This is a genomic window from Sphingobium cupriresistens LL01, assembly GCF_001046645.1.
GTDB lineage: Bacteria > Pseudomonadota > Alphaproteobacteria > Sphingomonadales > Sphingomonadaceae > Sphingobium > Sphingobium cupriresistens.
The window spans coordinates 1-19,280 of sequence record NZ_KQ130440.1 but is presented as its reverse complement, the minus strand read 5'-3'; the positions used below and the strand labels follow the sequence as shown (position 1 = coordinate 19,280).

Below are 19,280 nucleotides of genomic sequence, written 5' to 3'. Positions count from 1 at the left end.
GTTAGTTCTTGAGAAGCGCAATGAGAACCTTCGCCGGAACCGAAAACTCGGCTGCGGCGTCATCAGGCATAACCGAAAGCGACTCCACAAATTTAATCAACGCCTGCCCACGCTTCAGACTCGCGCGAGGGGTCGATGCTGGCCGGTCCACGGCAGCCTCCTCCGAGAAGTCATATTCCACTCCAACCGGCACTAAACCCACCTTGGCCTTGATCGTCGGATGCGAGACTAACTTTGTGTCTGGAATCGCTTCCTTGCCTGCCCACTGAACGAGGCGCAGAGCGCCCGTGTAGGTATGGTAATCCAGTCCAAGTCGCTTCAGATCGGTCGCAACCATGCTCAAATAATAGGGGATGCCGCGCGAATCCCACGTCTCTTTGGCACGATCACGCAAATAGGATTTAAAACTGTCAACGTCAGTGATCGAGTGAGCCATCTTAAGAAAATTATCCTCGAAATAACTAAGCTAAACACTAGGCCAGCGCGACCTGATGGGCAGAGACGTTGATGTTAAGCGGGAGATAGCCCGCAATCGGTAGGTCGGCTATAGCGATTTTCTATGAAGCATTTCCTTTGATGCTCAATCTACGCTCACGCGCAATCTTGGCTAGAAGCGTCCTACTGCAACCGGTGGCATCCATAACCTCTCGCCAGGTCCGCCCGTCACCAAGCATGGATGCGATCGCGACATTGCGCGCTTTGTTCGCAGGGCGGCCTTTGTACAAGCCCGCAGCTTTAGCACGCGCGGTCCCTTCCGACTGGCGGCGACGCCGATCATCATAATCCTTCCGGGCGACAGCAGCGAGAACATCAAGCATCATGTTGTTAACGGCAGAAAACATGCGCGCGGTGAACTCGTCACCAGGGGCCGCGAGGCTCCATGACGTGGGCAGATCCAACGCCACAATCCGAACCTGCTTAGCGTCGATCTCCGATCGCAGCTTCATCCAGTCCGGAGCAGTGAGGCGGGAAAGGCGATCGACCTGCTCTACCAAAAGAATGTCGCCAGGTTCGCAATCTGCCAAAAGACGAAACAGCTCTGGCCGATCAAGCTTCGCACCACTCTCGTTTTCCATGTAACGGGTGGCAATGCGCAAACCTCGCTCTGCCGCAAATGCATCAAGAGCGCCTCTCGCCCGAGAGGCGTCCTGTTGCGACGTTGAGGCACGAAGATACGCACGAACGAACATGATTGGTCTCTTTTAGGCAGTCCGTTTTACTACGGTCCTTTTTACGTTGTCAAACGACAATAATAAGACTGGACTGGGAGAGGTCCTAAAAAGGTATACCCATAATGCACCCATCGGGGTGAGAGCGGCGAGCGGAAGAAAATATGGACGAGTTTGAAGCGCGGCGGATTTTGCAAACGGCGAGTGACGATGAACCAGTTACGATACCTGCAACGATCCTCCGCAAACTCGACCTCCAGGACATTCCAGAAGGCGCAGGCCTTCAAGTTGGTATCGTAAGCGACCAAGTTCATAAGCTCGATTGGAATGGAACTATATATCACCGCGCGGGGAAATTAATCGGGGAGGCAGACCATACTTGGACGCGAAAATACTGGTACTCACCGATTGGCCTAGAGCAGTATTTGGATCTCGTTCGACGGGCTGTAGAAGCTAGACAAAAAACATGCGACGACGTCGAGGTGACAGCTCAAGACGATGACGGAGCATACATCGCGTTCCGATTCGAAATTTCAACCACAGAAACCAATCTCGGAGCTGCTTACACCGCCGTCAGAAAAATCTCCGATCAAGTTGAGGAGGCCGCACAAGAGGCGGCCAACGAAGTCGGTAAGCGCATCGCTGAGATTGCCGCACGCCTTTCTGGCTGGGGAACCGACAGCTTAGATAGCCTGGTCGATGCAGTCGAGAATGCAACGTCCGCGCAGGCCAAAGGGCGCTCTCTCGAAGAGCTTTGCAGCCGCTTATTTGAGACAGTGCCGGGTATGGCCGTTACACAGCGCATTCTCACTGAAACGGAGGAAATAGATATCTCCATCATTAATGGCAGCGACGATCCGCGCCTCAGACGAGAGGGCCCGGTCATCCTAGCCGAATGCAAGAACTGGTCGGGAAAGTGCGGGAAAAATGAGTTTGTCATATTTCGGTCGAAATTGGAGAACCGAAGTCAGAGATCGACACTCGGCTTCTTGATCTCATGGAATGGGTTTGCCGGCACCGTCACCAAAGAGATGCTGCGGGGAAGTCGCGAAGAGCCATTGATTGTGCCAATTTCAGGAAGCGAACTCCGGCAAGCTGTCAGGATTGGTGATTTTTCTAAAGTTTTGCTGAGTGCTTGGGATGCAGCAGTGGCTTTATAGCTAGCTGCTTTCAACGCATATCTTCGTACCGGAGACGTTTCCTAATTGCCGGAATACCTTCAAGATCTGTCATGATCCGGCTTTCGCCGCCCAGCTCTCGCCATTGCTTTTCACGTGCGCGTACAGAAGGCAGAGACATTTCCATGAGATGGGCCACTGCCATTGCCGATTTGCCCATGTCGAAAAGCCTGTAGCAAATCTCAATGCCGCGCGGTGTAAGGCATCCGCTATGATAACGGTTATCGGGCCAACGGGGATCGAAAATACCGACCAACTCGGTGCCTTCGAGCGATAATTCGGCGTTGACAGCCTTGATCGCCCTTATCCGCTCACGCACCAGTTTGCGGATGCGGCGCTCAAGGCGCTTCAAATCATCGCGCAAGGCCCGCTCGGTTGCCTCGAAGAATATGCCGCGCATGTTGATCGTACCGACATAACGCTTGGCGATGCTCCGTTCCGCTAGGAGTTGGCGCAGCGCCTTAAGACGGTTCAACGCTTCGTGGTCATATTCCTGCCGATTGGGCATGAAGGCGAGATGCCCTCGCACCCAGCTATCGGTGCTCAGGTCTGCCGTCACTTGGTCTAGATGGTGCGCAATGCTGTTGCGCCTACCAATCAGCGCGACCATTTCGCGGCGCTCGTCCGCTGTTAGCGCGCCGTCGTTCACGAGAAAGGCGAGGGCACGCTTCACCTTTTTGCCCTCGGCCACTGCTGAAACGGCCTCCTCTTCGTCATCGCGCCCGCGCTTCCAGCGCGCCTGCATCTCTACGGTTTGGACTACGCTGCGCTTCAATTCCTCGGCATGGTAGAGGATCAAGATCATCTCCAATGCACGGTGGCGGATCATGCAGCGCTCAAGTTCGGGCAAACGACCGCGATAGGGATCGGTATAATGACGCTCGGGGCCGATCCACTCGGCCCTTTCAGTCTCCGCCATGGCCGATCCAGCGACAGCGACTATCGCGATAGTCGAGCGACGCCATCGCTGCCTCCCGAATTTTGCGCACCGACATCATCGGTCGGTCGCATGTCGCAATGGTATTTCGCTCACATCCACAAGCTGGTCCCATCGATCAACCCCATCCATCCGTAGTTGCGCTTCAATTGCCGCCTTCACGGTTTCGGGGAAGAGCGAAGGGCCTACAATGATGCGGTCAATCAGGTTGCCCCATGAAAACTGCGGAAGGAAAGTGATAGCCTCCGAATCCATCGCATGGTGCATCATCACCTCGTTACAGGGGAGGGGACTGCCATGACCATGCAGCGGGAGGACCTGAACAATCTGCGGGATGCCGCCGATGGATTGGATTTTACGTTTCACTGGTCCAGTGGGCGTGAGTTCATCGGCGCGCGCTAATACGCGCCATTCCCTTTCCTCCGCAAACCCGCGATGCTTAATCGACAGAAGCGCAAAGTGCAGCGCCCCGGCAACCACATGCGCAACCATCCACGGTTCTACCGCCGCGATCGCGTCAGGTTCGGCCTTCAAGCCATCGACCACTCTGGAAAGTTCAGCGGTCACTTCTGCATCGTCGCCATAGAGCACTGGCGATGCTGTAACATTGAGATGAACGGAAGGGTCGAAGATCACATCTGGATTGAAGACCAGCGCGACACTGGCGCGCGGTCCGCCGTAAGCGCGCCACATCGAAAGCTGTCCAAGCCCATCGTGCGGCCCATGTTCGCACAGGGACATCATGTATGTCTGTTCGCGGGCGTTATGGGCTTCCTGATAATAGCGCGCGCGGATGGTGTTGGAGATTCCATCGTGGACCCGATCTAAGGCCCCGAAAAGATCCCGGCCAACCGGTGCCTCTATATTCAACAGCCGATCTAGGATGCTGCGCCCGTGTTCAATCTCGGAATGGTCATTCATGACCGCTGCGTTGCGCAGCCATAAAGAGCGACCTGAGAGAATATTGAGGGCATTTTCTGCGCTGGTATAGTGTGCAAACTTCCGCCCGCTCTCCTTAAGAATTTCCATCCGCCGATCATTATTCTGATGAAGGATAGATAGAAGTTTTTGGAGGGGTTCAGGAACGTCAGAATCATCACGCATTTGCCGCTCGCTTTAATGTTCGATCTTGGTGATAGGCGGGAGGGTGGCCGCCTATCGCTCGCGATCGTCGTCACGACGGGGAGGGGAAGATGGCCTGTCCTTGACTGGCACCTGGTCTGCACTGCGCTGCGGATCTCGGGCGGGGATGACGCCGTGCTTTTGCAGGATCGGGGTCAGCCTCTCGATCTCGCGCTGCTTATATTGGGCTTCCTGCGGGGACAGAGGCCGACTGCGCTCCCTTTCCACCAGCTCGCGGGCGCGAGGCTCGCCGACACGTGCTGGCCCGCTGAGGTCGAAACTATGGATCACCTCGCCACCGCGCCGATAGATCGTGAGCTTGTCGGCCAGTCGACCGTCCTGAATCCGGTCCACCGTGTCGAGCATCCCGCGCAAAGCATTTTGGTGGGCCTCGGTCGTCGTCATCCGCCCGATGCCTCGGCTCTCCTTCTGCGCCGCATATCGCTGCAATACGCCAAGACTCGACATTTCGGGGCTTACGGCCAGAGCGCGTGCATCGGTGCGGAACCCGGCATCCCTGAATTGCTGTAAGGTCGCCGCGACCGTCTCGGGGTTGCGCATCGTACCCTCCACCAGAACATTGACGCGCCGCTGTGCAGCCTCAGCAATGGCTTTTTCGACCAATCGACCAGAATCGCGGTCGGTATATAAGGCCGCGGTTTTGTCGTCGGCGCGCTGCAAGCTCTTATAGTGAGGCAAATAGGCGCGAAGATCGTCACCGATGATCTTCACCATTCCGCCGTTGCCCGCAAATTCGCGGGTAGCATGGTTCTGCATAGGGGTTTTGCCGGAGCCGGGCTGCCCGCCTAGAACAATCGCGGTCGGTTGCTCGACGCTCTCCGCGCCCCTGAAAAGGCGGGGAGATACGCGGGTTTCATAGATTTTCTGTAAGGCGTCGGATGACAGGCTATGTCGTTCGGGGTCGCGGTCCATGCTGCTTCTTAGGCAGCGAGGGGGACGGCCTCGGCGGCGTCACGCGCGCGAACGATGGCGCTATATTCAGAAAGAACTTGCCGGACATTTTCAGTGTCGGTCACGTTGAGCGAGTGCATGATTGCGGTCGCCTGATCCGTCCGCATTTCAAGCCATTCGATGCGCGACGTGTTGGGTGCAGGCCGCTCCTGCTCAAGCGCGATCTGCTCGCTGTACCCGGCGATCACGTCATTGATGGCCTCAAGCGCGGCCTCGTAGGCAATCGCCTGATCTTGGGTCCACAGGGGGCCAGTTCCGCCGCTCATCGTCATGCCTTTCCTATATCATCAATTGTTGAACGAATAAAGAACGGCGTCGATCCAGCGCAGGGGGCCGGTGGAGCGGGATGCTCCACCGGCCAGCACGACGAACAACCTTGGAGATTTCGCCTTCGTCCTCGGTTGCTCGGAAACTCAGATATTTGCGGTGACGCGCGATAACCAAGCCAACTGCTCACCTATCCGCAAGCCTTCCATCGGCGCAGTCGCGCGCTCTGCGATGCTCGGCCACAACGGATCGCGATAGCGGCGGCCAGCAAGAACGATCAGGGGGGCGGCCACGTCCACAACCCGGGCCAGCTCGTCCAGCACGCGAGCGCCCCAAAGGCCGCGAGCGGGAGCGTCCATCGCCCCAAGGGTCGCGTCATAGGGTTCGATAACCGTGCCGGGGTCGATCAGGCCATGCTTTGCCGAAAGGATCAGCCAGGGCGATCCGGTGTGCTCGACATAGGCGCGGGCCTTGCGAAACCACGGGGAGATATAAAGCTCGCGCGCCTCTTCGGCGTGATCCAGCTTTGCGGCAACGCAAGCGACGAGATAGACGGGGAGGGGGGCCGGTGCTTCCTCAAGAACGGTTTTCCGGTCCACGTCGCCAAGCCAAGGAGTGATGGCCCATTTCGTGATAGCGCGAAGCGCCTTCGCTCCTACGGGTTTCCGCTCGGTCGCGTGGCTGATCGTAGGACCTCCGAACAAGTCAGGCTGTTCGCCAATGACGTGGACGGGCGGGATATAGCGGGGTTCGCGGATGCAATGGCGGGCCATGGTGCAGTGCCTCTCTGCAGGGGAAGGTGCGGGGGACCGAAGCCCCCCGCAATGGATCAGGCGGCCTCGTCGATCTGGTCGTGATCGTCGTCCTGATCCTCGTCCCCCAACTCGTCGCCCTCGTCCGCTTCCGGTTCTTCCTGTGCGGGGAGGGGTTCGACGGTGGCGCTCTCCATGAAGTCGGGCAGCCAGTTCACCGCCTCGGCAACATCGTCGGGATGAAGGCCAAGCAATTTGGCGTCCTGCTCGTCGCAATTCGCGATGCGGGCGCAGAAGGCGGCGGTTTCGTTGCCCTTCATGCCCTTGGCGCGATCCGCCAGACCCCATGTGTCGAGAAGGCCAAGGCGGGCCTTGTTGGAGAAGGTATTAAAAAACGCCTCGTCCAGCTCGACCGTATCGCGCCAGCGTCCGAAACCGGCCTCGGCCTCAATGCAGTTGGCAAGCTCGCGCACCATGCGCGGGGTGCGGCCCTCGGAATATGCCGATGTGGTCGCCAAGAGCATGTGACCGGCGATCATCGCCGCTACCTTGTTTTTCTCGGTGTCAGGCAGTTGGCGGAACAGCGCGAAACCCTCGATAGGGTCGCGCACCGTCACCCACGCGCCCGATGCCAAGCCCTCCTTGGTGATGCACCATGCAGCGCGTTCGGGGCGGCTGCCGACAAGATCGTGAATCTTGGTGGTGCCGTCCTCATCATGCGGAAGGTCGTTGATGCCCTGATGCTCGCCATGGAAATAGACGGTGTTCCCATAGCCCTTGGTGGGAGTGAGGATCGTGCGGGCCTGCGTGAACAGCATGAAGTCGAGCGCGAGCGACGAACCGGCGGCAGCGGACTGCATCAACTCGGCCCGGATCATATCGCGCCGGATCAGCATCATGACCTGCATATTGTCCTTGGACAGCCCGAAGCGCGCGCGCTCGGCCTCTGCCGGTGTCGGCGCTGGCTTGGGACCGCGCTGCTCGGTCGCACCCTTGGGCAGTTGCGCGCCCTTCGCCGCCCGATCCGCAAACCACAGCTCTACGTCAAAGCTGCCATCATTCTCGATCGATGCGATGGCCACGACTGCACCCTTCTTGGGCAGGATGATGGTGCGCTGCGCGTCCAGCTCGGCAATCTCGGTCGCCAGCTTCTCGTAAGCCTCTTCCTGATCGGGAAGCGGTTCGTCATCCTCCCCGATCATCGCAGCGAGGCGCGATTCCATCGACGCATAGATTTTCGCGAGGTCTTTGGGGAGGTCGCCGCGCTTCGGGTTACGGATGCGAAGCTCATGGTCCGTCGAAAGATAGCCATATTGCTTGATCTGCGGAGGCGTCGTCACCCACGAAAACTCAAGGTCGGCACGGCCCCACTTCTCGCCAAGCTTCCGGCCATTGCGCGAGATATTATGCTCGAACCGATCCTTGTCCTCGGCCATGCGCTGCTCGACTAGCTGGTGCAGTATGTCGGGATTCTGGACGATCCCCGCGCCATCCTGCGCGAACAAGTCGGCCTCAAATTCGCCGCCTGCTGCGCGGTAAGCCTCGACGCCGACATAGCACATCAGCTTGGTCAGTTCGTGATTGCCGGAGTTCATCGCCTTGCGAATGGCGCTGGCGTTCTTCTCGTGCGGGCGGGTCGCCTCCTTCTCCAACTGGCGATAGACAGCGATCTGTAGCGAACGATCCTCGGTCGCGGCATAAGCCTGTGCCTGGGCGTCATCGATCTCGCCCGCGCTGTAGAGGTCCATGATCTCGGGATGAAGGTTGGCAATCCGCATGATGCGCGCGGTGCGGGCCACATCGTAGCCGAACATCGCGCCTAGTTCCTCAAGGGTGGCCTCGGGACGCTCGGCTCGAATGGCGGCGAAACCCATATACACATCGGGCAGGGCCATCGCTTCGCGCGCGCGGTTCTCGGCCATGCTGATTTCCGTGACCTTGCTCAGGTCATCGACCTTCATGCACGGGAAAGTCAGTGCCTTTCGGGCCGCGTCGGCCTCGGCCAACGCGGTGAGAAGGCGACGGCGGCGATCACCGGCGATTACCTCATATCCGCCCGCCTCGCGCTGGATCACGACCATCGGTTGAATAAGACCAACGGACAGCAGGGAAGCGGAGATTTCGGCATCGCTCGCGGCGCTGGACGGTTTCTTGCGAACATTCTGCTCGCTGCGGTGAAGTTGATCGACTGTCAGGTGCAGGATCGTGGGCTTTGAAGTCTTAGCCATTGTGCTGTTTCCCTTCTTAAAATGGAGCCGAAGGCGATGGCCCCATCGACTTCTGCCAAGTGGCGAACTGGGTCGGGGAATGGCGCAAATACGGGCTGATCGCGGGGGAGGGGGATCACCCGCCCTGCACAGAGCGCAGCGAAGGAAGGGCGGGGAAACCCCCGCGATCACCAAGCGGAGCCGCGCAGCGGCGTAGACGGCCAGGCCCTTGCGCCAGGGGGCCGGAACAGGCCCCGAACTGCTCGATCAACGCGGCGGCATTGCCGCCTCATATCTGAATGCGAGACTGCGCCCGATCCGATCGGCTATGGGGGAACGCTACCCGGCAGTTACGATAATGCGCATTGCCGCAGTCACCACAGAAACGGAGGGCACAGTGGGAGAATCGAAGCGTAAATCTAATGATCTAAAGGTATTCGTTGCCGGCCTGACTTCAGACGAGAAGACAACCTACGATCTCGCCCAACGCCTGTTGAAAGAGTTGATAAAGCCAAAGGGCATGCATGGTGCCTGCTACCGAGTGTCGGTGCTTCTCAACCGTATCCTCTCTAAAGAATATGGCGTCACATCGGAGGTCGTTCTGGGCTGGATCAATGATGGTGATGACATCTTCATTTCGCACGCTTGGCTCAATGTAGGGGGTAAGAAAGTCGATTTGATGGCCGAGCGGCCGATGCACGAAGAGTCGGACCGTGGGCCGACCATCATCCTTGACCATGTGTTTAAAGGCAGCAGCAACATCACCTACAGCTATCACCTCCACAAGACAGAGGCAGCACTTGCGGTTGATGCGGCGATGGCTGCGAAAGACCCAGGCTACCGCGAAATGCTTCGCATCAAAGATACGGAACACGCCAAAATTGCAGCAGCGATCGCTTCTGACAGGGATAAAGACGCTTTTCTTGACGAAGCCGCGATCCGCTCAGGCGACGGCTACACCTACGCTCGCATCCTTTCCGTGATCGGTAGGTAAATGGGCACAGGCGCGCTCAATGGGCTTTGAAGGGGGAGGTAAATTTCATGGCGAGCATCGACATGCACTCGCATCATTCGACGTTGCGCGAGCGTATCGTCGAGCATGTCTTCGTGGGTGAAGCGCTCCGCACGCTGTGGCAGCGCGGGATTACGGACGTAGAAGTCTTGCGATCCGAATTTGATGCTCATGGCTACGACCTGGTGATGGGGCGAGGATCTGTCGTTCGCCATATCCAGTTCAAGACGGGCATCCGTAGTAAGCCCGCGCCCGTCTCAGTGGGGCGAGCCCTCGCAGACAAACCCAGCGGCTGCGTTATCTGGATTTGCGTGACGCTCGATCTAGATCTTGGGCCGTTCTGGTGGTTCGGAGGGGCACCCGGCGAACCGCTTCCCGACCTGTCGGGCTTCGCGAGTCCAAAGCGTATCGGCCGCCGTGAAGGCGGCGATCGGCCGCTTCGGGTCAATCATAGCAAGGTGCCGGCCAAGCATTTTCAGCGGATCGACACGATGGACGCTATGCTAGAAACGCTATTCGGCCCGCTGCCGCATGACGCTGCCCCGGTCGTGGCGGACGACGCAGGAGCTGAGGCCTGATGCTCACATTTGGCAATCTTCTAGACCTAGCGGGTATTAGCCGAAGCTCAGTTCGGCTTCTGCGACACCAAGATAACAGGCACCCGGGGTTCCCGACGCCGTATGCCCTCTGGCGGGACCATAGGAGCCGCTTTGAGGCGTATCAGGAAACCCAAGGGGTAGGCGACGCTCCGGACCTACGCGCGCCCTATTGGGCCTCCTTCGTCGGTGTTCCTGGGAAGGAAACACTGTTCGTCGGCCTTTATTCGGCTGAGCTGATTGGTCCGCTCGCGGAAGATCGGCCGCATCCCGTCACCGGCGGAGTGGAACCGGCAGGAAGCTGCAACCAATATCGGCTAGCGCTGCTGCCCGAGCTGGCCGAATATGCAGGCCGCCTCTGGATTGATTGGGGCAAGGGCTATCGCGCGTGGATTCAGCGTGGCGATCGCGTTCCAAAGCCGGTTGTCGAGCTTCGCCGGACCTTTCGTGAAGATCCATTTCCCGGCTTCGCGGCATTGATCCTGAACCTTTCTGACATTGAGACGATGCCGGCGCATTGGGCGGAGGCTTTGCGCGCGACGCGCGGAATTTACCTCCTGACATGCCCGCGAACACGGGAACAGTATGTTGGTATGGCGTCCAGCGGAGAAGGCTTTCTTGGCCGCTGGCGCGAATATTTCGCATCGGGGCATGGGGGAAATGTCGCGCTGAAAAGTCGCGATCCGAGCGACTACCAAGTATCGATCTTGGAGACGGTCGGCACCAGCGCCACCATGGCTGATCTGATCGAATTGGAATGCCGCTGGAAGGACAAGCTGCAAAGTCGACAAATGGGCCTTAATCGGAATTAGCGGCGCCACTCCTTCAAGGCCTTGCCGTCTTTGGTGACGAACGCGATCCTCCGGAACTTTGCCTGAATGAGGCAGGTTTTAATTACCGTCTCGCTGGGCTGATCGATCTTCGGCTCGGTCGTTCTTTCCGAACATTCTACGGTATTCCCACTCCTGTTTTTTTGGACAACACCGTCGATTTCAAGCCTCATACCGGCGACTGCGGAGCGCGCCTGATCGCCGGGCATTTTGATTGTTGTGGTCAGATAACCATAGACTTTCTGATCCGGCGAGGAGGCCAGAGCGTCGCTTGGAATGATACCGGCATAACCGCTGGTCGTTCCGACACCGATGGCCCATTGGGTCGTTTGGGAAACATCAACCGTCACACCAAAAGCGTTGGCCATTTGCTTGGGAGACCGAACGTCCTTGGCCGACTGAAAAACGGCCATCTGCCCCTTCAAATCGGCGGTATATTCCATATCCAGCTCCAGAAGTAGTTCCTGCTTTTCCTTATCGTAGCGCCATACGGCGGCGGTCTCATCATCACCCTGGCTCAAGGGTATCGTGATCGTAAAATCACGCCCTGCTAGGGCTTTATCATCAAACCCTTTGGTAAAGTCATCTCCCCCGGTGCTGTCACGCTTTGTCTTCGCCCAATTGCCTAGAGCGATGTTAGTCAACTTCCCTGCGGGTAGTTTGAAACCACTCGGGGCAGAAGTCTTTGCATCATATGGATCGGGTGCCGCTATCGATGGTGACTGGATTAGCGTGCCCTGATCTTCGGGACTCGGCGCAGGATTATCCCCGCATCCCGCAATCATCGCCATCAAAAGGATACTCAAGGAAAGGTGTTTCATGTCCGCCCGCTCAAATGCACTCTTCAATTCCAAGCGGAATTAACACTGTGCCGCGCCTTTGCATTCCAAATTAGCGCGCTATCGGAATTTCGCTGATCCGTGTCGTCCAGGCCGGACTTTTCTGGCTGCGCTTGGTGTCGAAAGATTTGGTGCCGTAGCCTTGGACCGCGAGCGTGATGGTGTTGCGGCCGAACCGACTATTGAGGCCATCCATGGCGGCCAGCAGTGCCGGGGCACGAGGGTCGACCGTAGCGAACAGATCTGCTTGCCCTCTGCCCTGCGGGGTCAAATCCTCCAGCAACACGCCGCATTTCGTATAGACGCCCCCCGGTTGAAACATGGCCTCCGTCATCTGGCCGACGATCCGCAAGATTACGCGCGGATCGTTGGAAGGCGGCGACAACCGCGCCGATCGCGAAGCGGAAGGCGGGTTCGGCCGATAGCGTGAGCCATGGGCGAAGGCGATCAGTCGGCTTGCAACGAGGCCCTGGGCGCGGATCTTCTCGGCCGCGCGCGCCGCGCGCCGCGCCATCGCCTCGCGCAGCTCGTCCAGCGTTTTGACCGGCTCTCCGAATTGGCGAGTGACGGCGGTTGCCTTCAGCGCGTCGGGCTCAACCTTGAAGTCCGCGCATTCTATGCCGCCCAGCTCGCGCACAAGCCGCTCAAGTACAACCGTTCCCACATCGCGCGCGACCGCGGGCGGCATCGCCGCCAGGTCGGCGGTTGTTCGGATGCCAAGAGGTCGAAGCCGCGCCTCAACCGTGCTTCCTATTCCCCACACCTCTCCGACCGGCCATCGCTCGAACAATCGGCGGCGTAGCTCAGTGTCGTGGAGATCCACCACGCCGCCCCAAACCTTTTCGGTGGCCTTGGCGAGCGCATTGGCGACTTTCGATAGAGTGCGTGTCGGGCCAAGGCCGATCCGGGTCGGGAGGCCGACTTGCCGCAATATATCCTCGCGCAACGTGTGCGCGGCGTCCACGTCGCCAAGGCCGTTGGGCAAGGTGGGGGCGCGGTAGAAACTCTCGTCTATCGAGTAGATCTCCACCGTATCGCTATGCTCGGCAATGACGGCGTTGAACCGCCGATTGAGGTCGGCATAGAGTTCGTAATTGCTCGATCGGAGCTGGATGCCGTGCCGTTTGATCCGATCCCGGATTTTAAAAACCGGCTCGCCCATGCGGACATGTAAGGCCTTCGCTTCCTCGCTGCGCGCAACCGCGCAACCGTCGTTGTTCGATAGGACGATGACGGGAACGCCGCGCAATGACGGGTCAAAAAGCCTCTCGGCAGAGACATAGAAGTTGGCAACATCGACAATTCCATGGGTCATCTGCGAGGCCTAGCGCCGAAAATCACGGACACTCGTTCGCACGACGCCCCATATTTCCACGCCCTCGGCGGGAGTAGGGTCATAGTGCTGGCGGGCGTTACGAGCCTCAAGAAACGTCCCGCCCTGGCGGCGCGCGAGCTGGCGGCAGACAAAGCCGCCATCCACGATGGCGATGACGATATGTCCCTCAACGGCCCGCGTGTCGCGGTCTACCACCACCACATCGTTATCGTAGATACCCGCGTCGATCATGCTGGTGCCGCTAATGCGGAACACAAAGCTGGCGGCGCGGTCGAGCCGCAGCAACTCGATCAGGCAAATGCGATCTTCGGCCCAGTCCTGCGATGGACTGGGAAAGCCAGCTCCCGCCGCCCCGATGAGAAAGGGAATTAGCCCCTCTGGCACCTCGGCAAGCGGGACCGGCTGCATCGGTGGCAGCAACATCGTGATTCCCTTCTTTCCCCCCTTCTAACGCATCATAGAACGAAATGGGAACATCGGTTCATCGCTCAAACGGTCTGGCCCTGTGGAGCGCCTTCGGCGCGCGTCTTTTTTAGAGGTGAAGGGCCGCAAAACAGGCATTCCGCACGCTACCCTGAGCCGTATGATTGACAGCTAAAGGCAGCGGCACCAGCTTCGCATGATGTGCAACAGATATAATCCCGGCGAGCGTCAACTAATTCTCGATGTGATCCCCGCGAATGGAAATGGCGCGCAGTACAACGCCAATCCCGATCGCGTTCATCCGAAAGAGGTTGGTCCTGTCGTTCGGCTTGTTGACGGTGAGATGGTCCTAGAGCGGATGACATGGGGCTTCCCGGTTACGCTTAAGGGCAGCAAGGGACAGCCGCTCGCGCCGAAGCCAGTCAATAATGCACGCTTTGACAAGCTGGGCGCATTCTGGAAGCGCTGGGCGATAGACCCCGGCAACCGCTGCCTCATTCCCACGGCGCACTTTGCAGAGGCCATCGGTCCGAAAGGCAAGATGACAGAGGCGTGGTTGTCGGTTCCCGATCAACCGATTTTTGCGTGGGCGGGGCTGTGGTCGAATGAGGATTGGGGCCTCTCATACACTGGCGTCATGACGGACAATTGCATTGAGTTTGCCGACATTCACGACCGCTCGCCGGTTATCCTCGATCCTGAGCATTGGCACACCTGGCTCACCGCGCCGTTAGCCGATCTATATCAATTTGATCGGCCTTATCCGGCGGAGAGGATGGCCGTCGAGCGAACAGATATTCCTTGGGTGAAGCGAAAGGCGCCAGGACAGGGGCCTTTGCTATAGGTCACTCCTGTTCCTCCAAGCAGGGGTCGATACATAGGACGGACTCAGACATACGCCAAGCGGCTCCAGAACCGCTTCGGTGTCGGCTATTACCTGATTGGCGTGCGTTATCTGCCGTCGTGCTTCAAAGTCTTATCGATCAGCCAAATGTGTAACGCATGAGCCGCGACAAATGTGGTGCCTATGAACATCAAGGCAGGCAATAGCATCCACTCCTGCCCCGGCCTCGGGGTAAGCGTCATCGCTCCAACACAGATTAGCCCCAGCACGCAGATTGCGAGAAACGGGGTAAAACTAAGAGCGAGAATGCGGGAAGCAGACCAGTTGATCGACTTGGAAAGCGGCTCTGACCGCGAAAGCCTCCACTGCATCGGCAACCTTTCACTTTCCCTGAAATGCGCGTTTGCCCAGATAGACAGACCAATCATCGCTAGCGCGAAGATGATGGACACGATCAACACGGTTACAATCACAAGCGTTACCTTTCGGCACCAGCGTAATCAGGCCGCCGGATGTTCGCAACTCGGCGGCTATCGCCTGTTGTCAGCCTCCAACTTAAGATAAAAATCGTGGCGGCTACAGGGAGAGGCCGAGGAACGATGCGCCGGGCACCGGATTGAAGGAAATCGGCTCGGCAGGGACAAAGCCGAGGGCCTCGTACAGCTTGCGCGCGGGATCGAACTTCGCCTGCACATCGAGCCTCATTTCGCTATAGCCCACGGCGCGAGCTTCCTCGATCAGGCGTTCGGCGAGGGCGCGACCAAGATGGCGTCCCTGAGCATGGGGGCGAACGTATAGTCGCTTCATCTCGCAAATTTCGGGAGTGACTAGGCGCATCGCAACGCAGCCCTCAATTTCGCCTGCCCGATCCGCGAGCAGAACGCATCCCTTCGGCGACGCATATTTGCCCGGCAAAGTGGCGAATTCAGCATCGTTGTTTTGATAATCGAGATTCACCGGGGAATTGGCGATGAATTCGCGCCAGATACCCAGCACCCCCGCTATGTCTTCGGGAAAGATGGCGTGTCGGATGATCGTCATAGCCTTAATATTGTGCCGACGATCATGGCTGCGATAAGGCGCGTTTTTGAGGGCATTGTGGTGAAGGGGAACAGCCGTCGCAATCAGGTTGCGGGCGAGGCTATCGCCTGTCTTTCGCCAACGCGATCATCAGGCATCAATCTTCGTGAGAAGCGGCCAAGTTTCAGACCAAGATTTCGAGCGTATCCGATCCTCATAGATGGCGCGCTTATCTCGGCGGAAGCGTGGCGTCGGACGCAAAACAAGGTCGAATAGGTCGTCTAAACCCAACGGGGCCGCGATCTCGCAACCACCCGCTTCACTGCGGCGAACGGCAATCGCCGTCGCTGTCTCCGGCCAATATCGCATGGCATCAGTCGCAGAGATATATGGAGCGTCACCATTGCGGACGTGCATCCGGGCCTGGTTCTTGACCGACCAAGCTATGGACGGCTCCCAAGCAAGCAACAGCGCTTCAAATTCTCTGTCATGGATCGCATCCGCGCGACGCGGATCATACCAGATTACGTCCACATCGCCACAAATCGGCATAGGGGGTCGCTGGTGGAGATGATCCCATATCGCGTTCCTGACGAAGCCTGCACCGATCCAACAGTCGGGCAAATCTAGCGCAGCGACCACATCCAGAAGGTGCCAGCGGTGTGGATCATCGCATAGAATGGAAAATACGCATGAGGCTCTGTTGTCCATCGGAACAGCTTAAGGCCTCTGGCTAGCATGGACACGTCACAAATCACATGATGGGCGGCAGCGATGGCCTATTTTTGGGCCTCGCTCCTATCATATGTAGCCTGCCTTATGGAGAAAGCCGACGAGTGCGTCTTCATCTAGTGAGGCAATATCGAACAATAATTCATAAGGATCGCCTTCCATATCTAATGCGGCCGCAAAAGCCGGTTCGGTTTTCATACCGCTTCTTCGAAACGCCATCACTGCTTCGACAAAGTCCTTACCGCCCAATCTGATTAGCCGCTGCTCCACGAGGAAATGACGCCAGCCTCTCTGTTGCTCGACGGGTCTAGCTTGGCCGAAAATTTCAAATTGCCATCCTTCCGCCTTGAAAGCGGCGATCACGGGCTTATCGCCCCCACTCCATTGCCATATGCGAAAATCAGCAGATGAATTGAAAGCGTTCCAGACGTGCGTAGTGAAACGATCGAGGTCAAGCGCGTGGCAGAGGATGTCTATGTCGCTGGTCGGAACATCAAGGCCCAGAGGGGGCGTTCCCGCGACGTGGGGGTCGTAACGGGAAAGCGTCGTAAGGATGTTCAACCCTTTAACCGCTTCAAGATAGGTCGGTCTGCTCACTCTCTTCCCAAGGTTTATTTGGCTGCGGTCGGCATGGTAGCAAATATGAAGACGAATGCGAGATTGTAGGGCGGTTTTTGTTCATCATTCCGTTTACTGGAGATACCGAAAAATGGTCGGCAGTGATCGTTAGGGTATGCTCAGGCGGCAATCGCATTGAATTCAAGCGTGAGGTTGCCAGCCTTGAATCCGGCACTAAAGCCTATGACGGAAAACCCCTCGACAGACGTTGTCGGACACTTTCTCATTCCGACAGTGATTCTCGGACATTCCACGGGAGCATAGGACCACGCTATTCCGTACGCACAGGATTTTCGGCGGAACCGCGCTGCGACTGCCTGAGATTCATGTGATTGTCGGCAGCTACCCTGCTTTTTGAGGTGTCAGAGCTAGACCCGAAAATTTTGCGGCGAGCGCAGCGTCACCGAAATCTCTTGAACAATAGAAATGTCGGTGGGTGGCGAGATACGGGTCCATCCACAGATGCCTGTTCGCCACATTCGCGAGGCTGAATACAAATTGCGGGTTCCCCTCGTGAGATCGCCACGACCCTCGTTCACCCAGATAGGCCCAGTCGGCCCCAAGCTGCGATTTTGGCCAAGTCGGAGAACGTTTTGGGAACGTGGCATTCGGTATTGACGATGGAAATCATAGAAGAGGACAGTTCGCTCCATCATAGGGAGTGGGTTGATGGATCGGAGTATTCCGGGCGGGGATTTGATCGGACGATGGAGCCTGAGCTTTGCCGATATTGATTTTGTAAATTCGAAGCCGGCCCTGACGCGCCTTGGCCTCGCCGCGCAGCTGAAATTCTTCGCTTCCCTGGGGTTTTTCGCGATCGATCCCGGCTCAATCCCTACCGATGGCCTCTCGTATCTGGCCGAGCAACTCGGTGTCGAGGCTGGCGAGATAGCCGGTTATGACTTTTCCAGTCGGACAGCACGACGGCATTGTGCGGAGATCCTGATCCATCTTGGATATCACCGCATGAAGCGGGTGGATCGCGCGCAATTGACGGAATGGATTGCTGGCGAGCTGTGCCCGGGCGGCCAGTCGATCAATGCCATGCTTGAGCATGTTTTCCTGTGGTGCCGGGACCGGCGTATTTATGGGCCGTCGCGCAAGGAGCTTGAACGTGTCGTTCGCTCACAACGGCAAGATTATCTGGACACCTGGCTGATCGGAACCAGTGATCGGCTTTCGTCAGATGCGGTGGCGTTATTGGAAGCCTCGCTTGCCGATCCGGACAGCTCGACCGGATTCAACAGGATGAAGGGTGACGCCGGACAGGCAACGCTCGACAACATTCTCGACGTGACCGAGAAACTCGCCTTTATCCAGAGACTTGATCTTCCCCATGATCTCCTGACGGCTACGGGCAAGCCATGGGTCGATCAGATTGTTCGCCGCGTTGCCGGTGAAAAGGCCTCGGAGATGCGCCGGCATGCGCCGGCGCGACAGCTCGGCCTTTATGCGATTTATCTAATGTCGCGGGAGGCGCAACTCACTGACGCGATGATCGACCTGCTGATCGAAACCGTTCACAAGATCGGAACGCGCTCGAAACGCAAGGTGGTGGGCGATATCGCGAAAGACATCGAGCGGGTCTATGGAAAGGAGCGCCTGCTGGTCGAGATCGCCAGCGCCTCGATCAATGAACCATCGGGGCGCATCTGCGATGTCATTTTCCCGATCGCCGGTAAGGCCAAGCTGGCGGCGATCGTCAAGGAGAGCCATGCGAAGGGCGCTCTGGACCGGCGCATCTACAAGGTGATGCGTGGTTCCTGGGCCAATCATTACCGGCGCATGCTGCCAAGCCTGCTTTCCGTACTTGAGTTCCGGTCGAACAACGCGGTGTGGCGGCCGGTCCTGGCGGCCCTCGACTGGATCAGGAGCAAGGTGGATGGCGGATGCCGCTTCGTGCCATTGCAGGATGTTCCGATCGATGAGGTGATTCCAGCGCGATGGCGCAGTTCCGTCATTGATGACGATGGGCGGGTAAACCGGATCAGCTATGAGCTTTGCGTCCTGACGCAACTGCGCGACCGCATCCGCTCCAAAGAAATCTGGGTGGTCGGGGCGGATCGCTATCGCAATCCCGATGACGATCTTCCCAAGGACTTCGAGATCAGGCGAGATGCGTACTATTCCGGCCTCAGCCTGACGCCAGATGCGCAGGCGTTTTGCGCCTCGATCCGGGAGGAGCTTGAACGGGAACTGTTGCTCCTCAATGCCAATATTCCACAAAACGACAAGGTCCGGCTCCTGTGGCGCGGCGACAACCGGATATCGATTACACCGTTCAAGCCCTTGCCCGAACCGAAGGGTCTCGCTTCGATCAAAAGCGAGATCGGTCAGCGCTGGCCGATGACCGGACTGCTGGACGTGTTGAAAGAGGCTGCTCTGGACACGGGATTGATGGATGCTTTCGAAACGTCGGCCTCGCG

General features: G+C 58.0%; 21 protein-coding genes. 7 read left to right on the top strand and 14 right to left on the bottom strand.

Features of this window, described 5'->3' with window-relative positions:
- Position 1: 1 nt before the first annotated feature.
- Positions 2-436: a hypothetical protein gene (locus V473_RS21375; protein ID WP_066609277.1), complete on the bottom strand. Its 435-nt coding sequence runs from the start codon at positions 434-436 to the stop codon at positions 2-4.
- A 121-nt stretch (positions 437-557) separates the two neighbouring features.
- The gene (locus tag V473_RS21370) at positions 558-1,190 is read right to left on the bottom strand and encodes a recombinase family protein (RefSeq protein WP_066609276.1); all 633 of its coding nucleotides are present in this window, start codon (positions 1,188-1,190) and stop codon (positions 558-560) included.
- A gap of 143 nt (positions 1,191-1,333) precedes the next feature.
- Here V473_RS21370 and V473_RS21365 point away from each other — a divergent pair, with 143 nt between their 5' ends.
- On the top strand, positions 1,334-2,329 hold the full coding sequence (locus tag V473_RS21365) for a hypothetical protein (protein ID WP_066609275.1): 996 nt from the start codon (positions 1,334-1,336) through the stop codon (positions 2,327-2,329).
- 10 nt (positions 2,330-2,339) lie between these two features.
- Here the strand turns inward: V473_RS21365 and V473_RS21360 are convergent, their stop codons facing one another.
- The 6 genes from V473_RS21360 to V473_RS21335 all read right to left on the bottom strand — a co-directional run bounded on the left by V473_RS21360 (position 2,340) and on the right by V473_RS21335 (position 8,625).
- Positions 2,340-3,266, bottom strand: a complete 927-nt coding sequence (locus V473_RS21360) for a hypothetical protein (protein WP_066609274.1) — start codon at positions 3,264-3,266, stop codon at positions 2,340-2,342.
- Positions 3,267-3,341: 75 nt separating this feature from the next.
- Positions 3,342-4,388: a DUF2971 domain-containing protein gene (locus tag V473_RS21355; RefSeq protein WP_082679271.1), complete on the bottom strand. Its 1,047-nt coding sequence runs from the start codon at positions 4,386-4,388 to the stop codon at positions 3,342-3,344.
- Between the two features lie 51 nt (positions 4,389-4,439).
- Complete coding sequence (locus tag V473_RS21350; RefSeq protein ID WP_082679270.1) at positions 4,440-5,339, bottom strand: zeta toxin family protein; 900 nt, start codon at positions 5,337-5,339, stop codon at positions 4,440-4,442.
- An 8-nt stretch (positions 5,340-5,347) separates the two neighbouring features.
- On the bottom strand, positions 5,348-5,644 hold the full coding sequence (locus V473_RS21345) for a hypothetical protein (protein WP_201785574.1): 297 nt from the start codon (positions 5,642-5,644) through the stop codon (positions 5,348-5,350).
- 147 nt (positions 5,645-5,791) lie between these two features.
- A complete protein-coding gene (locus V473_RS21340) occupies positions 5,792-6,418 on the bottom strand; it encodes a DUF6884 domain-containing protein (protein WP_201785573.1) in 627 nt (208 codons plus the stop codon).
- A gap of 56 nt (positions 6,419-6,474) precedes the next feature.
- Positions 6,475-8,625, bottom strand: coding sequence for a ParB/RepB/Spo0J family partition protein (locus V473_RS21335; protein WP_066609271.1), 2,151 nt, complete (start codon positions 8,623-8,625; stop codon positions 6,475-6,477).
- Between the two features lie 208 nt (positions 8,626-8,833).
- On the opposite strand from V473_RS21335, the gene V473_RS21330 reads away from it, so the two are divergent.
- The 3 genes from V473_RS21330 to V473_RS21320 are packed head-to-tail and all read left to right on the top strand — an operon-like array spanning position 8,834 to position 11,024.
- Positions 8,834-9,598, top strand: a complete 765-nt coding sequence (locus tag V473_RS21330) for a hypothetical protein (RefSeq protein ID WP_169793975.1) — start codon at positions 8,834-8,836, stop codon at positions 9,596-9,598.
- 47 nt (positions 9,599-9,645) lie between these two features.
- Positions 9,646-10,194: a hypothetical protein gene (locus V473_RS21325; protein WP_066609269.1), complete on the top strand. Its 549-nt coding sequence runs from the start codon at positions 9,646-9,648 to the stop codon at positions 10,192-10,194.
- Positions 10,194-11,024, top strand: a complete 831-nt coding sequence (locus V473_RS21320; RefSeq protein ID WP_201785572.1) for a GIY-YIG nuclease family protein — start codon at positions 10,194-10,196, stop codon at positions 11,022-11,024. The genes V473_RS21325 and V473_RS21320 overlap by 1 nt, the downstream gene beginning before the upstream one ends.
- On the opposite strand, the gene V473_RS21315 is transcribed toward V473_RS21320, so the two are convergent.
- From V473_RS21315 to V473_RS21305, 3 genes are all read right to left on the bottom strand, one after another.
- Positions 11,021-11,863 carry a hypothetical protein gene (locus V473_RS21315; RefSeq protein ID WP_148648488.1) on the bottom strand — a complete coding sequence of 281 codons (843 nt, stop codon included), beginning with the start codon at positions 11,861-11,863 and terminating at the stop codon, positions 11,021-11,023. The genes V473_RS21320 and V473_RS21315 overlap by 4 nt on opposite strands.
- 70 nt (positions 11,864-11,933) lie before the next feature.
- On the bottom strand, positions 11,934-13,196 hold the full coding sequence (locus V473_RS21310; protein WP_169793974.1) for a Y-family DNA polymerase: 1,263 nt from the start codon (positions 13,194-13,196) through the stop codon (positions 11,934-11,936).
- Positions 13,197-13,205: 9 nt separating this feature from the next.
- The gene (locus tag V473_RS21305; RefSeq protein WP_066609267.1) at positions 13,206-13,640 is read right to left on the bottom strand and encodes a LexA family protein; all 435 of its coding nucleotides are present in this window, start codon (positions 13,638-13,640) and stop codon (positions 13,206-13,208) included.
- Between the two features lie 196 nt (positions 13,641-13,836).
- Between V473_RS21305 and V473_RS21300 the strand changes: the two genes are divergently transcribed.
- Both V473_RS21300 and V473_RS23750 read left to right on the top strand, forming a co-directional pair.
- Positions 13,837-14,484: an SOS response-associated peptidase family protein gene (locus V473_RS21300; protein ID WP_244884594.1), complete on the top strand. Its 648-nt coding sequence runs from the start codon at positions 13,837-13,839 to the stop codon at positions 14,482-14,484.
- Between the two features lie 183 nt (positions 14,485-14,667).
- The gene (locus V473_RS23750; protein WP_148648487.1) at positions 14,668-15,048 is read left to right on the top strand and encodes a hypothetical protein; all 381 of its coding nucleotides are present in this window, start codon (positions 14,668-14,670) and stop codon (positions 15,046-15,048) included.
- A 12-nt stretch (positions 15,049-15,060) separates the two neighbouring features.
- Here V473_RS23750 and V473_RS21290 read toward each other — a convergent pair whose 3' ends face one another.
- The 3 genes from V473_RS21290 to V473_RS21280 all read right to left on the bottom strand — a co-directional run bounded on the left by V473_RS21290 (position 15,061) and on the right by V473_RS21280 (position 16,833).
- A complete protein-coding gene (locus tag V473_RS21290) occupies positions 15,061-15,525 on the bottom strand; it encodes a GNAT family N-acetyltransferase (RefSeq protein ID WP_066609265.1) in 465 nt (154 codons plus the stop codon).
- Positions 15,526-15,654: 129 nt separating this feature from the next.
- The gene (locus V473_RS21285) at positions 15,655-16,215 is read right to left on the bottom strand and encodes a nucleotidyltransferase family protein (protein WP_066609264.1); all 561 of its coding nucleotides are present in this window, start codon (positions 16,213-16,215) and stop codon (positions 15,655-15,657) included.
- A 90-nt stretch (positions 16,216-16,305) separates the two neighbouring features.
- Positions 16,306-16,833 (bottom strand): DUF4269 domain-containing protein, encoded by a 528-nt coding sequence (locus tag V473_RS21280; protein WP_066609263.1) that lies wholly within the window; start codon positions 16,831-16,833, stop codon positions 16,306-16,308.
- A 690-nt stretch (positions 16,834-17,523) separates the two neighbouring features.
- Between V473_RS21280 and V473_RS21275 the strand changes: the two genes are divergently transcribed.
- Positions 17,524-19,280, top strand: a 1,757-nt coding sequence (locus tag V473_RS21275; protein ID WP_066609262.1) for a DUF4158 domain-containing protein, incomplete at its 3' end; no start/stop codon positions are given.

Excerpts from the sequence above, each read along its gene's own strand:
- V473_RS21375 (WP_066609277.1), bottom strand. The coding sequence starts at position 436 with ATGGCTCACTCGATCACTGACGTTGACAGTTTTAAATCCTATTTGCGT.
- V473_RS21370 (WP_066609276.1), bottom strand. The coding sequence starts at position 1,190 with ATGTTCGTTCGTGCGTATCTTCGTGCCTCAACGTCGCAACAGGACGCC.
- V473_RS21365 (WP_066609275.1), top strand. The coding sequence starts at position 1,334 with ATGGACGAGTTTGAAGCGCGGCGGATTTTGCAAACGGCGAGTGACGAT.
- V473_RS21360 (WP_066609274.1), bottom strand. The coding sequence starts at position 3,266 with ATGGCGGAGACTGAAAGGGCCGAGTGGATCGGCCCCGAGCGTCATTAT.
- V473_RS21355 (WP_082679271.1), bottom strand. The coding sequence starts at position 4,388 with ATGCGTGATGATTCTGACGTTCCTGAACCCCTCCAAAAACTTCTATCT.
- V473_RS21350 (WP_082679270.1), bottom strand. The coding sequence starts at position 5,339 with ATGGACCGCGACCCCGAACGACATAGCCTGTCATCCGACGCCTTACAG.
- V473_RS21345 (WP_201785574.1), bottom strand. The coding sequence starts at position 5,644 with ATGAGCGGCGGAACTGGCCCCCTGTGGACCCAAGATCAGGCGATTGCC.
- V473_RS21340 (WP_201785573.1), bottom strand. The coding sequence starts at position 6,418 with ATGGCCCGCCATTGCATCCGCGAACCCCGCTATATCCCGCCCGTCCAC.
- V473_RS21335 (WP_066609271.1), bottom strand. The coding sequence starts at position 8,625 with ATGGCTAAGACTTCAAAGCCCACGATCCTGCACCTGACAGTCGATCAA.
- V473_RS21325 (WP_066609269.1), top strand. The coding sequence starts at position 9,646 with ATGGCGAGCATCGACATGCACTCGCATCATTCGACGTTGCGCGAGCGT.
- V473_RS21320 (WP_201785572.1), top strand. The coding sequence starts at position 10,194 with ATGCTCACATTTGGCAATCTTCTAGACCTAGCGGGTATTAGCCGAAGC.
- V473_RS21315 (WP_148648488.1), bottom strand. The coding sequence starts at position 11,863 with ATGAAACACCTTTCCTTGAGTATCCTTTTGATGGCGATGATTGCGGGA.
- V473_RS21310 (WP_169793974.1), bottom strand. The coding sequence starts at position 13,196 with ATGACCCATGGAATTGTCGATGTTGCCAACTTCTATGTCTCTGCCGAG.
- V473_RS21305 (WP_066609267.1), bottom strand. The coding sequence starts at position 13,640 with ATGTTGCTGCCACCGATGCAGCCGGTCCCGCTTGCCGAGGTGCCAGAG.
- V473_RS21300 (WP_244884594.1), top strand. The coding sequence starts at position 13,837 with ATGATGTGCAACAGATATAATCCCGGCGAGCGTCAACTAATTCTCGAT.
- V473_RS23750 (WP_148648487.1), top strand. The coding sequence starts at position 14,668 with ATGAACATCAAGGCAGGCAATAGCATCCACTCCTGCCCCGGCCTCGGG.
- V473_RS21290 (WP_066609265.1), bottom strand. The coding sequence starts at position 15,525 with ATGACGATCATCCGACACGCCATCTTTCCCGAAGACATAGCGGGGGTG.
- V473_RS21285 (WP_066609264.1), bottom strand. The coding sequence starts at position 16,215 with ATGGACAACAGAGCCTCATGCGTATTTTCCATTCTATGCGATGATCCA.